This is a genomic window from Pseudomonas sp. F(2018) (genome assembly GCF_005508865.1).
In the GTDB taxonomy this organism is placed as follows: Bacteria; Pseudomonadota; Gammaproteobacteria; order Pseudomonadales; family Pseudomonadaceae; genus Aquipseudomonas.
The window spans coordinates 672661-685789 of the sequence record NZ_SCOM01000002.1 but is presented as its reverse complement, the minus strand read 5'-3'; the positions used below and the strand labels follow the sequence as shown (position 1 = coordinate 685789).

At 66.6% G+C, this 13129-nt stretch carries 12 protein-coding genes; 1 reads left to right on the top strand and 11 read right to left on the bottom strand.

All coding sequences use genetic code 11. The annotated features are described in order from the left end of the window. Positions 1-31 precede the first annotated feature (31 nt). The 3 genes from FFS62_RS11305 to zwf all read right to left on the bottom strand — a co-directional run bounded on the left by FFS62_RS11305 (position 32) and on the right by zwf (position 2910). The gene (locus tag FFS62_RS11305) at positions 32-670 is read right to left on the bottom strand and encodes a bifunctional 4-hydroxy-2-oxoglutarate aldolase/2-dehydro-3-deoxy-phosphogluconate aldolase (RefSeq protein ID WP_137973410.1); all 639 of its coding nucleotides are present in this window, start codon (positions 668-670) and stop codon (positions 32-34) included. Positions 671-737: 67 nt separating this feature from the next. Continuing rightward, on the bottom strand, positions 738-1454 hold the full coding sequence (pgl, locus tag FFS62_RS11300) for a 6-phosphogluconolactonase (protein WP_137972913.1): 717 nt from the start codon (positions 1452-1454) through the stop codon (positions 738-740). Beyond that, the gene (gene zwf, locus FFS62_RS11295) at positions 1441-2910 is read right to left on the bottom strand and encodes a glucose-6-phosphate dehydrogenase (RefSeq protein WP_137972912.1); all 1470 of its coding nucleotides are present in this window, start codon (positions 2908-2910) and stop codon (positions 1441-1443) included. Before zwf ends, pgl begins: the two co-directional genes overlap by 14 nt. Before the next feature lie 204 nt (positions 2911-3114). Here zwf and FFS62_RS11290 point away from each other — a divergent pair, with 204 nt between their 5' ends. After that, on the top strand, positions 3115-3975 hold the full coding sequence (locus FFS62_RS11290) for a MurR/RpiR family transcriptional regulator (protein WP_171016340.1): 861 nt from the start codon (positions 3115-3117) through the stop codon (positions 3973-3975). 71 nt (positions 3976-4046) lie between these two features. Here the strand turns inward: FFS62_RS11290 and FFS62_RS11285 are convergent, their stop codons facing one another. The 8 genes from FFS62_RS11285 to FFS62_RS11250 all read right to left on the bottom strand — a co-directional run bounded on the left by FFS62_RS11285 (position 4047) and on the right by FFS62_RS11250 (position 13124). Continuing rightward, positions 4047-4901, bottom strand: a complete 855-nt coding sequence (locus tag FFS62_RS11285; protein ID WP_137973409.1) for a D-hexose-6-phosphate mutarotase — start codon at positions 4899-4901, stop codon at positions 4047-4049. A gap of 63 nt (positions 4902-4964) precedes the next feature. Next, complete coding sequence (locus FFS62_RS11280; protein ID WP_137972910.1) at positions 4965-6206, bottom strand: carbohydrate porin; 1242 nt, start codon at positions 6204-6206, stop codon at positions 4965-4967. Positions 6207-6293: 87 nt separating this feature from the next. Beyond that, positions 6294-7448 (bottom strand): ABC transporter ATP-binding protein, encoded by a 1155-nt coding sequence (locus tag FFS62_RS11275; RefSeq protein ID WP_137972909.1) that lies wholly within the window; start codon positions 7446-7448, stop codon positions 6294-6296. An 11-nt stretch (positions 7449-7459) separates the two neighbouring features. After that, positions 7460-8305, bottom strand: coding sequence for a carbohydrate ABC transporter permease (locus tag FFS62_RS11270; protein ID WP_137972908.1), 846 nt, complete (start codon positions 8303-8305; stop codon positions 7460-7462). Continuing rightward, entirely contained in the window at positions 8298-9206 is a 909-nt protein-coding gene (locus FFS62_RS11265; RefSeq protein ID WP_137972907.1) for a carbohydrate ABC transporter permease, read from the bottom strand. The genes FFS62_RS11270 and FFS62_RS11265 overlap by 8 nt, the downstream gene beginning before the upstream one ends. Positions 9207-9431: 225 nt before the next feature. After that, complete coding sequence (locus FFS62_RS11260; protein WP_137972906.1) at positions 9432-10685, bottom strand: ABC transporter substrate-binding protein; 1254 nt, start codon at positions 10683-10685, stop codon at positions 9432-9434. A 263-nt stretch (positions 10686-10948) separates the two neighbouring features. Next, positions 10949-12406: an ATP-binding protein gene (locus FFS62_RS11255; RefSeq protein WP_137972905.1), complete on the bottom strand. Its 1458-nt coding sequence runs from the start codon at positions 12404-12406 to the stop codon at positions 10949-10951. Further along, complete coding sequence (locus FFS62_RS11250) at positions 12387-13124, bottom strand: response regulator (protein WP_137972904.1); 738 nt, start codon at positions 13122-13124, stop codon at positions 12387-12389. The genes FFS62_RS11255 and FFS62_RS11250 overlap by 20 nt, the downstream gene beginning before the upstream one ends. Positions 13125-13129: the final 5 nt, after the last annotated feature.

Genomic DNA, 13129 nt, shown 5'->3' with positions numbered 1-13129 from the left:
AAGTTTCCTAGCGGTAGATGCAGCGCCGGCCTCAGGCCAGCAACTGCAAGGCTTCGGCACTGGCGGCCTGGATGCGCGCCCAGTCGCCCTGGCGAATCCAATCGCGGTCCATCATCCAGGTACCACCCACGCACATCACATTGGGCTGGGCCATGTAGTTGCGCACGTTGTCCGGGGTAACGCCGCCGGTTGGGCAGAAACGCACGTTGCCGAATGGCCCGCCGAGGGCCTTGAGCGCCGCCACGCCGCCGGAGATTTCCGCCGGGAACAGCTTGAAGCGGCGGTAGCCGAGGGCGTAGCCGAGCATGATCTCCGAGGCACTGCTGATGCCCGGCAACAGCGGCAGCGGGCTGTAGACGCCGGCGCGCAGCAGCTCGGCGGTGCAGCCGGGGGTGACGATGAACTGCGCCCCGGCCGCTTCGGCTTCGGCCAGCATCAGCTCGTCGAGCACGGTGCCGGCGCCGACGCACAGGTTGGGCCGCTGCTCGCGCAGGGTGCGGATGGCGCCCAGGCCGTGCTCGGAGCGCAGGGTAATCTCCATGGTGTCCAGCCCGCCGGCGGCCAGGGCATCGGCCAGCGGCAGCACGTCCTCCTCGCGCTCGATGGTGATCACCGGCAGGATGCGCGCACGGGCGCACAGGTTGTCGATCAGCTCGATCTTGTCGGCCATGTCGGGGACGGCGTCGCGTCGGCTCGCGCTGCGTTGGGAAATGTTGCTCATGGCAGGCTCCTCGGGCTCAGGGGCACCAGTAGATTTCGAGAGGTCGGCGCAGGAAGGCGCGGATCGGCATCTGGGCATCGCCTTCGGCGGCCAGGGCCTGGCGCAGGGTGTCGAGCTTGCCGCGGCCTTGCACGGCGAGCAGGGTCAGGCGTGCGCCGGCCAGCAGTGCCAGCGGCATGCTCAGGCGCTGACGCGGCACGCTGGGCGCATGCATCGGCAGGCAGCGCTGGGCGCAATCGGCGCTCAGGGCCAGGTCGAGATTGCCGCTGGCGGGAAACAGCGAGGCGGTATGGCCGTCCTCGCCCATGCCCAGCACCAGCACATCGATCGGCTGCGGCAGCTCGGCCAGCGCCTGGTGCGCCAGCATGGCCGCCTCCTCCAGCGTGGCGGCCGGCTGATACAGGCCGATGAAGCGCGCCTTGGCTGCTGCGCCCTGCAACAGGTGGCGGCGCACCAGGCCTTCATTGCTGTCGGCGTGGCCGACCGGCACCCAGCGCTCATCCGCCAGGCTCACCGCCACCCGCGACCAGTCCAGTTCCTGGCGTGCCAGGCGCTCGAAGAAGGCAATCGGGCTGCGCCCGCCCGACACCACTAGGCTGGCGGCGCCACACTCGCCGATGGCCAGGCGCAACGCGTTGGCCACGGTGACCGCCAGTTCGCCAGCCAGCTGCTCGGCGTTGCCCAGGCCGAAGCCGAGCACCTGCGCCGGCAGTTGCAAATCAGAGATCGCCATACCAGTCCTTGCCGTCACGGGTGATCAATGCGATGGAGGCCGTCGGCCCCCAGGTTCCTGCCGCATAGGGCTTGGGCGCGCTGCCCTGGCGCTGCCAGCCATCGATCAGCTGGTCGCACCACTGCCAGGCGTATTCGATTTCGTCCTTGCGCACGAACAGGTTCTGGTTGCCCTTCATCACCTCCAGCAGCAGACGCTCGTAGGCATCGGGGATGCGCGCACTGCGGTAGGTGTCGGAGAAGCTCAGCTGCAGAGGGCCGCTGCGCAGCTGCATGCCCTTGTCCAGGCCCTGCTCCTTGGTCATCACCTGCAGGGAAATGCCCTCGTCCGGCTGCAGGCGGATGATCAGGCGATTGCTGATCATCGGCCGCTGCTCGGGGGAAAAGATGTAGTGCGGCGGCTCCTTGAAGTGGATGACGATCTGCGACAGCTTCTGCGGCATGCGCTTGCCGGTGCGCAGGTAGAACGGCACGCCGGACCAGCGCCAGTTGCGCACCTCGGCACGCAGGGCGACGAAGGTCTCGGTGTCGCTCTGGGCGTTGGAGTTCTCTTCCTCCAGGTAGCCCGGCACCGCCTTGCCCTTGATGCTGCCTGCCACGTACTGGCCGCGCACCACCTGGTGCGCCAGCTGCTCGCTGGTAATCGGCGCCAGCGCCTTGAGCACCTTGACCTTCTCGTCGCGGATGCTGTCGGCCGAGAGGTCCGAGGGCGGGTCCATGGCGATCAGGCAGAGCAGCTGCAGCAGGTGATTCTGGATCATGTCGCGCAGCTGCCCGGCCTGATCGAAATAGCCCCAGCGCCCCTCGATGCCGACCTGCTCGGCCACGGTGATTTCCACGTGGCTGATGTGGTGCTGGTTCCACTGGGTCTCGAACAGGCTGTTGGCGAAGCGCAGGGCGATCAGGTTTTGCACCGTCTCCTTGCCCAGGTAATGGTCGATGCGATAGATGCGGCTCTCGGGGAAATGCAGGGCCACCGCCTCGTTCACCGCGCGGGAGGACTCCAGGTCGTGGCCGATGGGTTTTTCCAGCACCACGCGGGTGCGCTCGGCCAGGCCGACCGCGGCCAGCCCGGCGCAGATCGCGCCGTAGACCTTGGCCGGCGTGGCGAAATAGGCGATCAGCCGCTCCGCCTGGCCGACCCGTTCGAGCAGCAGTGGATAGGCCTCGGCACTGAGGAAATCCATGGTCAGGTGGCCGAGACGGGAGAGGAAGCGCTGCAGGGACGCCTCGTCGATCTCCTCCGCAGGCACATAGCGTTGCAGATGTCCTTCGATCACCAGCAGCTGTTGCGCGTTCTCGCCGCCTTCCCGGCCGAGAGCCAGGATGCGGGTGTCGGCATGCAGCAGGCCGGCGCGGTCGAGCTGGTACAGGGCGGGAAACAGCTTGCGCAGGGCCAGGTCGCCATAGGCGCCGAACAGGGCGAAGGTGCAGGGTTCAATCGCGTCAACGGTCATTTTATTTATTCTTTCGTCAAACATTGGCATATGAATACACCTGCAAAAGTGATTCATCAAGACAAAATGTAGTAATAAAACTACATTTACCAAAAACCTCTATTCATCCCTGACTGCCAGCCAGATACCGGTGGCCGGACACCGGGACGCTCAGTACGATAAGCGTCCGATTGCAGTCCCCTCCCAGGAACCGACATGGACCGCGTGAACAACCTGCTGGAGCAGATCCAGAACCGCCTTGGCGAACTCAACAAGGCCGAGCGCAAGGTCGCCGAAGTGATCCTCGCCGCCCCGCAGCAAGCCACGCGCTACAGCATCGCCACCCTGGCCCAGGAGGCGCAGGTCAGCGAGCCGACGGTCAACCGCTTCTGCCGCTCGTTCGGCGTCAGCGGCTACCCCGAGCTGAAGATGCAGCTGGCGCAGAGCCTGGCCAGCGGTGCGGCCTATGTGAGCCGCGCGGTCGAGGCCGACGACGGCCCGGAGGCCTACACCCGCAAGATCTTCGGCAGCGCCATCACCTCGCTGGACAGCGCCTGCAAACAGCTCGACCCACAGCTGATCAGCCACGCCGTGGATCTGCTGATCCAGGCCCGGCAGATCCACTTCTTCGGCCTCGGCGCCTCCGCCTCGGTGGCCCTGGATGCCCAGCACAAGTTCTTCCGCTTCAACCTCGCCGTGTCCGCCCATTCCGATGTACTGATGCAGCGCATGCTCGCCTCGGTGGCGCACACGGGCGACCTGTTCGTAATCATTTCCTACACCGGCCGCACCCGCGAACTGGTGGAGGTGGCGCGCCTGGCGCGGCAGAACGGCGCCTCGGTGCTCGGCCTGACCGCTGCCGACTCGCCACTGGCCAAGGCCAGCACCCTGAGCCTGAACATCCCGCTGCCCGAAGACACCGACATCTACATGCCGATGACCTCGCGCATCATCCAGCTCACCGTGCTCGACGTGCTGGCCACCGGCATGACCCTGCGCCGCGGCGTGGACTTCCATCCGCACCTGCGCAAGATCAAGGAAAGCCTCAACGCCAGCCGCTTCCCCAGCGACGGCGAAGCCGACTGAGCAATCCCCTGCGCCGCCTGACGGACCGCGCAGGATCGATAGTCAGGAGACCACCCCCGGGCGCTCGGGGTTCAGCCCTGCTCCAGCCTGGCGTGTAGGCTGAGCAGCGCCTCCTCGCCGGGCTCCAGGGTCAGGCTGTCCTCGCCACAACCGGCCACCTGCACGCTGAGAAAGCCCAGCGCCTCGCGCCAGGACACCTCAGCCAGCGGCCGGCCACCCGGGTGCCAGACCACGCAATTGGGGCCTGCACCGGTATCGATGCGCAGGCGTCGCTGCCACGCCAGGTCCTGCAGCTGCAGGACTCCCGCCTGGCGAAACACCCGATGGCAGGCTTCGCCGACCCGCAGCTCGCCGTCCTGCCGGCACGGCTCGCGCAGCAGCAGATCGCGCCCGTGCGCCCCTTCCAGCCCACCCAGGCTGACCCGCGACACATCGCTGACCGCCCAGTAGGCATGCAGGGCATGGCTGAGCTGGCAGGGCTCGCTGTCGCCATGCCGGGTCACCAGCTGCAGGTCCAGCTCCGTGCCCAGATGGGCCTTCAGCTGCACCCGCCAGTCGCACAGCTCCAGGCGCCACAACAGGCGCACGCCATCCCGGTCGGCCTCGTTGCCGACCAGCCGCCAGTCGTTCAGCCGCGCCCAGCCATGGTGCGGCCAGCCGCTCTCGCTGGGATGCCGACCGAACCACGGCCAGCACACCGGAACCCCGCCACGAATGGCGCCGAGGTTGTGCCAGTGCGCCGCACACCACAGCCACGGGCGCTGGCCACGGGGCTGGAAGTGCAGCAACTGACCGCCCTGCCGACTGAACACCGCCTGGCACAGCGGATGGTCGATCAGCAGGATGTCGCGCCCCTGATGCCTGTCCCAGCGGAACACCTGGCGCGACGGAAAACGGAACAGCGCCGCCAGCGGATGTTCCGCCAGCGCGCTGCGCCCGACAGGCGCGTGGTGTGGCTCAACGGCCACGACGACGCCACTCCTGCCCGGTCATTTCCACCAGTACTCCACCTGCACGCCGAAGTTGGAGCCGTGCAGGTCGTCGCCGAACACGCCGGTGTCGGACAGGGCCGAGCCCGCCGCGAGCATGCTCGCCGCGCGCTGCGCCGCCTCGTTCCAGTTGGCGTAGGTGTAATACAGGCGCACTTCCGGGCGGGTCCAGAAGCCCGGACCGGCCGGCGCCCAGGTCGGCGCGATGGTGAACTTGGTCAGCTTGCGGGTACCGCCGGGCGCCTCCACCTGATCGCGGCCGATCTCGCCGACCAGCTTGAACTCCTCGGTGATGGCATAGCTGGCACGGCCACCCACGGACAGCCAGTTCTGGTCGGCGCCGTCATCGCGCTTGTCCTTCTGGTACACCAGCTCGACCTGGCCACCCAGGCGCGGGGTCAGCTGGAAGTCGAAGAACTCCACCGCGCGCCAGCTGGTGGCGCTGCTGTCCAGGGTCGGATCGCCGGTGTAGCCGAGGCCGGTGCCCGGGCCCTCACCGTACTGCAGGGCGAAGGTGTTGACCCCACCGAGGAACTCCTTCTGCTTGTGCTGCGCGGTGACCGACCAGCCGCTGTGGGCATCGGTGCTGTCGGGCTTGTCGATGTAGCTGACGCCGACTTCCATCTCGCCATTGGGGTTGGTCTGGAACCCGGCGACGTTGAAGTCGTGGCGATTGATGTAGGGTTCCTGGAAGTAGTCGTCCTTGCGCGAGAACACGTAGCTGTACTTGAGGTCACCGATCTTCACGCTGTCCAGGCCGAAACCGGTGGCGCTCTGGTTCCAGTAGTAGAAGTCGGAGATGTGGATGTCGTTACGCTTGTAGAAACGGCGACCGGCCCACAGCGAGCCGCCATTGAGCGCCGACATGTTGCTCCACTCGGCGTACATCTGGTTCATCCGCGCGAAGCCGTAGTCGCCGGTGAACTTGGGCGTGTGGCCGTACTCGTTGTACAGCTGGGCCATGCCCTCGACGCTGATCTGCGAGCCGTCATCCAGGGTCAGCAGGTCCTGGCGCAGATCCAGCTCCGCGTACTGCTCGCACTCGTTGCCGAGGCGGTACTTGGACCGGGCGCCGGGCAGCTGGAAGCAGGCCTGCGAGCCACCCTCCACGGAGCCGCCGGCGCCGCTGCGCACGTAGCCGGTGAACTCCGTGCCGGGCGCCAGCTCCACGCCCCAGGACGCTCCCGGCAGCGCCAGCAGCGCGCAGGGGACCAGCCAAAAACCTCTATTGATCGCGTTCATATCCACTCCACAGGTTTTTATTGTTGTATTGCCTGGATAGCCAACCCGGCGCGCAGAGAGACGGCAGCCCGCGCCCGGGCCGCGTTTTCAGCGCCCGATGAAGCGCGCGACGTTGGTCGTGCGTTCACTGGCGCGGGTCTTTCCCGGCAGGCCCAGCCGCTCGCCGCTTTGCGCGTCGAACAGCAGGGTCTTGTCGGGATCGAATTGCAGGACCAGGCTGTCGCCCACCTGCGGCGCCGCATCGGGCGCCAGGCGGCAGCAGACCTTGGTCTGGTTGAGGCTGACGAACACCAGGGTGTCCGGCCCGGTCGGCTCGGTGACTTCCACCTCGGCGCGGATCGAGGGCAGCTCGCTGCCGCCGGCCAGCTGGATCTGCTCCGGGCGCACACCGAGGATCACTTCGCGGCTCTCCATGCCCTCCTCCAGCGCGCCCAGCGGCAGTTCGCAGCGGGCCTGGCCGCTGTCGAGCAGGCCCCAGACCTGGCCATCGCGACGCTGCAGGCGCAGCGGGATGAAGTTCATCGGCGGCGAGCCGATGAAGCTGGCGACGAACAGGTTGGCCGGGTCGTTGTAGATCTGCTGCGGGGTACCGAACTGCTGGATCACCCCGTCCTTCATCACCGCCACCTTGTCGCCCAGGGTCATGGCCTCGATCTGGTCGTGAGTGACGTAGACCGTGGTGGTCTTCAGGCGCTGGTGCATCAGCTTGATTTCGGTGCGCATCTCCACGCGCAGCTTGGCGTCGAGGTTCGACAGCGGCTCGTCGAACAGGTAGATCTTCGGCCGCCGCGCCAGCGCCCGGCCCATGGCCACGCGCTGCTGCTGGCCGCCGGAGAGCTGGCCGGGCTTGCGCATCAGCAGATGCTCGATCTGCAGCAGCTTGGCCACCCGAGCCACCTCGGCCTCGATGTCGGCCGGCGCCATCTTGCGGATCTTCAGGCCGAAGGCGATGTTGTCGCGCACGGTCATGGTCGGGTACAGCGCGTAGGACTGGAACACCATGGCGATGTCGCGATCCTTGGGGCTCTGCGCGCTGATGTCGGCGCCGTCGACTAGGATCGCCCCGCCGCTGATGTCCTCCAGGCCGGCGATGCAGTTCATCAGGGTGGATTTGCCGCAGCCGGACGGACCGACCAGGATCAGGAACTCGCCCGAGTCGATCGACAGCTCGATGTCCTTGAGGGTGTCCGCCAGGCCGCTGCCATAGCACTTGTTGACGTTGCGCAGTTCGAGGGTTGCCATGGATCGTTACCTCAGCCTTTGACGGCGCCGGCCGTGAGCCCGCGCAGGAAATATTTGCCGGCCAGCACGTAGACCAGCAGGGTGGGCAGGCCGGCGATCATCGCGGCGGCCATGTCGACGTTGTATTCCTTGGCCCCGGTGCTGGTGTTGACCAGGTTGTTGAGGGCCACGGTGATGGGCTGGCTGTCGCCGCTGGCGAACACCACGCCGAACAGGAAGTCGTTCCAGATCTGGGTGAACTGCCAGATCAGGCAGACCATGATGGTGGGCACCGACATGGGCAGCAGGATCCGCCCGAAGATGGTGAAGAACCCGGCGCCATCCAGGCGCGCCGCACGCACCAGGGCGTCCGGGATGCTGACGTAGAAGTTGCGGAAGAACAGCGTGGTGAAGGCCAGGCCGTATACCACGTGGACCAGCACCAGGCCGGCGGTGGTGTTGGCCAGGCCGAACTTGCCGAGGGTGAAGGACGCCGGCAGCAGCACCACCTGGAACGGCAGGAAGCAGCCGAACAGCAGCAGGCCGAAGAACAGCTGCGAGCCCCTGAAGCGCCACATCGACAGCACGTAGCCGTTGAGCGCACCGAGCAAGGTCGAGATCAGCACCGCCGGCACGGCGATCTTCACCGAATTCCAGAAGTAGCCGCCGACGCTGTCCCAGGCCTTGACCCAGCCGATCAGGGTGAACACGTCCGGCAGCGACAGCAGGTTGCCGGTGCGGATGTCGTCGGGCGTCTTGAAGCTGGTCAGCAGCATCACCAGCAGCGGGATCAGGTAGACCGCGCAGGCGACGATCAGGGTCGCGTAGACCGCTGCCCGACTGAGGCTGAAGGAAGATTTCCCGGCCAGGCTAGTCATGGCGCTTGTTCCTCAGTTCGGAATACAGGTACGGCACGATGATCGCCAGCACGGCGCCGAGCATCAGCATCGCGCTCGCCGCGCCGAGGCCCATCTGGCCGCGGGTGAAGGTGTGGGCGTACATGAACATCGCCGGCAGGTCGGAGGAGTAGCCGGGGCCGCCGGCCGTCATCGCCGCCACCAGGTCGAAGCTCTTGATGGCGATGTGGGCGAGGATCATCAGGGCGCTGAAGAACACCGGGCGCAGGCTCGGCAGGACGATGCGCAGATAGATGGTCGGCAGGCTGGCGCCATCGACCTGGGCGGCGCGGATGATCGACTGATCGACGCCGCGCAGGCCGGCGAGGAACAGCGCCATGACGAAGCCCGAGGACTGCCACACGGCGGCGATCACCAGGCAGTAGACGACCCGGTCCGGGTCCACCAGCCAGTCCAGGCGGAAGCCTTCCCAGCCCCAGTCGCGCATCAGCTTGTCCAGGCCCAGGCCGGGGTTGAGCAGCCATTTCCAGGCCGTGCCGGTGACGATCATCGACAGCGCCATGGGGTACAGGTAGACGGTACGGATAAAGCCTTCGCGGCGGATGCGCTGGTCCAACAGCACCGCCAGGAACACGCCGAGCACCAGGCTGATGGCGATGAACAGACCACCGAACACCAGCAGGTTGTGGCTGGCTACCCACCAGCGATCGTTGTCCAGCAGGCGCTCGTACTGCTGCAGGCCAACCCACTTGTAGCTGGGCATGAAGCGCGAGTTGGTGAAGGACAGCAGGAAGGTCCACAGGATGTAGCCGTAGAAGCCGACCAGCACGATCAGCACGCTCGGCGCCAGCACCAGCTTGGGTAGCCAGCGCTGCAGCGCATCGAACGGCGATGCCTTGGCGAAAACTGCGATAGAACTCATGGGTGACTCCAGTGGCACGGATGCCGGGCGGGTGCAGCCCGCATCTCCATCGGTATTGCAGAACGCGGGTTGCACCCGCCCTACCCGGTGCGCGCCGGCAGAAAATCGGCGCGACCGTTCCCACAGCGCATGCCGCGAGGCATGCACCCGGAATCGAAAACCAGGGAAACGGCGGGCCGGGCCCGCCCTACGACAGCGGCCGTCTAGGTGACGGCCGCAGGCGCCTTACTGCACCGCTTCGATGGCGGCAGCCAGTTGCTGGGCGGCCTTCTTCGGGTCGGCGGCCGGGTCGTTGAAGAAGTTGGTGACCACGTCGAACACCGCGCCCTGCACGTAGCTGGAGGCGGCCATGCCGTGGGCCAGGCTCGGCTGCAGGCCGTCACCGGCGGCGGCCTCCTTGAAGTCCTTCATCGACTGCTGGGCACAGCTGTCGAAGCTGCTCATGTCCTGGTCCAGGCGCACCGGGATGGAGCCCTTGTTCTGGTTGAAGAACTGCTGGAACTCCGGCGACATGACGGTGCGCGCCAGGTCGTTCTGCGCCTTGCGGTTGTCTTCATCGCTGAGCTTGAACATCGCCAGGGAGTCGATGTTGTAGGCGAAGCTGCCCTGGGTGCCGGGGAACGGCAGGCACTGGTAATCCTGACCGGCAACCTTGCCGGCGGCGGTCCATTCGCTCTTGGCCCAGTCGCCCATGATCTGCATGCCGGCCTTGCCGTTGATCACCAGGCCCGCGGCGGTATTCCAGTCGCGGCCGGCGGCATCGGCGTCGATATAGCCGCGCAGCTTCTTCAGGGTGGCGAAGACTTCGACCATCTTGTCGCCGGTCAGCGTCGCCTTGTCCTGCTCGACGAAGGCCTTGTGGTAACCCTGCGGGCCGAGGATGGCGAACACCAGGTCCTCGAACACGGTGCCGTCCTGCCAGGGCTGGCCGCCGTGGGCCAGCGGGATGAAACCGGCGGCCTTGAGCTTGTCGGCGGCGGCGAAGAACTCGTCGAGGGTGGTCGGCGGCGTGGCGCCGGCCTTCTTGAACACCTCGGGGTTGATCCACAACCAGTTGACCCGGTGCACGTTGACCGGCACGGCCACGTAGTGATCGTCGTACTTCATGACGCTGGCCACCTGCTTGGGCAGCAGGCTGTCCCACTTGCCTTCGCTGGCGACCTCGTCCAGCTCGGTGAGCAGGCCCAGCTCGCCCCACTCCTGGATGTCCGGCCCCTTGATCTGCGCGGCGGACGGTGGGTTGCCGGACACGGCGCGGGTCTTCAGCACGGTCATGGCGGCTTCACCACCACCACCGGCGACGGCGAAGTCTTTCCAGGTGTGGCCCTTGTCTTCGACCAGTTTCTGCAACGTATCGGCTGCGCGCTTTTCGCCACCCGAGGTCCACCAGTGCAGGACTTCGACTTCACCGGCAAGGGCGGAAAGAGGGAACAACGAGGCGAGGGAAACGACAACGGCCAGGCGGGAGATCGCGTTCATGGAAGTACCTTTATTGTTGTTATGCCAGTGCAAGTCATGGTGCTTGCGCTTGCATTGAAGTCTAACCACGCCGCCTCTCGCGGCGGGTAACAAAGGGATGCGCGAACGTCACCGAACGGTTACATAAGCGCGGCATTTGTATCCGGATGGTGGCATGCGCAGATAACTTGGCGACGCGCAGCGCAGGACGGGCATTAGAGCGGCCCCGCGGCAGCACCCAAGAGAGAACCGGCGGCCGCCGCCGCGGACGGGAGCGAAGCCAATCAGGCCACCAGGCGCGGCAGTCGCAGCGTCACCCGCAGGCCGCCCTCGCGCAGGTTCTGCAGGGTCACCTCGCCGCCATGGCTGTGCGCCAGGCTGCGCGCGATACCCAGACCCAGGCCGTAGCCCTGCTGCTGACCGGCGAGGCGGAAATGCGGCTCGAACACCTGCTCCAGCCGCTGCTCGGGCACGCCCGGCCCCTCGTCATCCACATGCAGGACGAAGGCCGTGCGGTCGTCCTCGATATGCAGGTGCGCGCGCTGGCCGTACTTCAGCGCGTTGTCCACCAGGTTGCCGATGCAGCGCCGCAAGGCCAGCGGCTTGCCCGGGTAACTGCCCTGGGCCGCGCCCTGCAGAGTCACCTGGCCGTTGCCCAGGTAGGGCTCGATCAGGCCGTGCAGCAGGTGGTTGAGATCGACCTGCTCGATGTTCTCGTGAATATCGGTGTCCTTCACGCACTGCAGCGCGCCCTTGACCAGCAGCTCCAGGTCATCGAGATCGCGGCTGAACTTGGCCTGCAGGGCCTCATCCTCGAGCAGCTCCACACGCAGGCGCAGACGCGTGATCGGCGTGCGCAGGTCATGGGAAATCGCGCTGAACAGCTGGCTGCGCTCGCTCAGGTAGCGACTGATGCGCTCGCGCATGGTGTTGAAGGCCCGACTGACCTCCACCACCTCGCTGCCGCCCGCCTCCTCCACCGGCTCGACGCTGGCGCCCAGCGACATTTCCCGCGCGGCCGAGGCCAAGCGCTTGAGCGGCCGGCTCTGCCAGTGCACGAGGATGCCGATGAACAGCAGCAGGAAACTGCTGGTGAGGAAGATGAACCACACCTGCTGCATCGGCAGGCCCTCATCTTCCAGGCTGACGTAGGGCGCCGGCATCAGCGAGGCCAGGTACAGCCATTCGTTCGGCGCGATCCGGATCTGCGTCACCAGCACCGGCGGATTCAGCGGCTCCAGGCTCAGCGCGTAATGCGCCCAGGAGCGCGGCACCTCGTCGAGCTTCAGCTCGCCATTGAAGATGCGCAGGTCCTCAGGGCTGACGAACTGCACCAGCAGGTCGACGTTGCGCCCCAGATTCTGCCGCAACACGGCGTCGACCTCGGCCAGCACCGCGCGCTTGCGCGGAGTTTCCGGCAGCACCTGCATGTCCAGCGGCTTGTCGTTGAGCGAGACGAAGAAGCGCGTACCACCCATGCTGCGCAGCTGGTCCAGCACCATCGGCCGAAAGCCCAGCGGCAGCGAGCGGAAGTAGCTGACGCTGGCAGACATGGAGTGGGCCAGGCTGCGCGTGCTGGTCAGCAGGCCATCCATCTGGCTGGCGCGCAATTGCGAAACCCAGATCAGGCTCGACAGCGCCTGCGCCACCAGCACCACCAGCAGGGTCAACAGCAGCATGCGCCCGAGCAGCGAGCGCGGTACCGGCAACAGCCGGCGCAACCTAGAGCGCAGCGCCGGCATGCGCAGTGACGCTGGCCGCGAGCAGGTAGCCGGAACCACGCACGGTGCGGATCAGCCGCGGCGCCTTGCCGGTATCGCGCAGGCGCTGGCGCAGGCGGCTGACCGCCATGTCGACGATGCGCTCCAGCGGCATCACTTCGCGGCCACGGGTGGCGTTGGCGATGGTGTCGCGGTCGAGGATCTGCTGTGGGTGATCGAGGAACAGCTTGAGCAGGGCGAAGTCGGCGCCGGAGAGAATCACCTCCTCGCCATCGAGGTGGAACAGGCGGTGGCTGATCATGTCCAGGCGCCACTCGTCGAAGGCCAGCACTTCGACCGTACCGCGCTCCTGGCCGAAACCGGCACGCCGCAGCAGCGCCTTGATCCGTGCCTGCAGTTCGCGCGGGCTGAAGGGCTTGCCCAGATAGTCGTCGGCGCCCAGTTCCAGGCCGATGACCCGGTCGGCCTCGTCGGAGCTGGCGGTGAGCATGATGATCGGCACCTGGGCGAAGCGCTGGTGCTGGCGCATCCAGCGGCACAGGCTGAAACCGTCCTCGTCGGGCAGCATCACGTCGAGAATCACCAGGTCGGCGATGGCTTCGCCCAGGGCCTGACGGAACGCCGCACCATCGGCCACGGCGCGCACCTGGAAGCCGGCGCGACTGAGATAGACCTGGAGCAGGTCACGGATTTCCTCGTCGTCGTCGACCAGGAGAATGGATTTTCCGGCTTGGCTCACGTCCG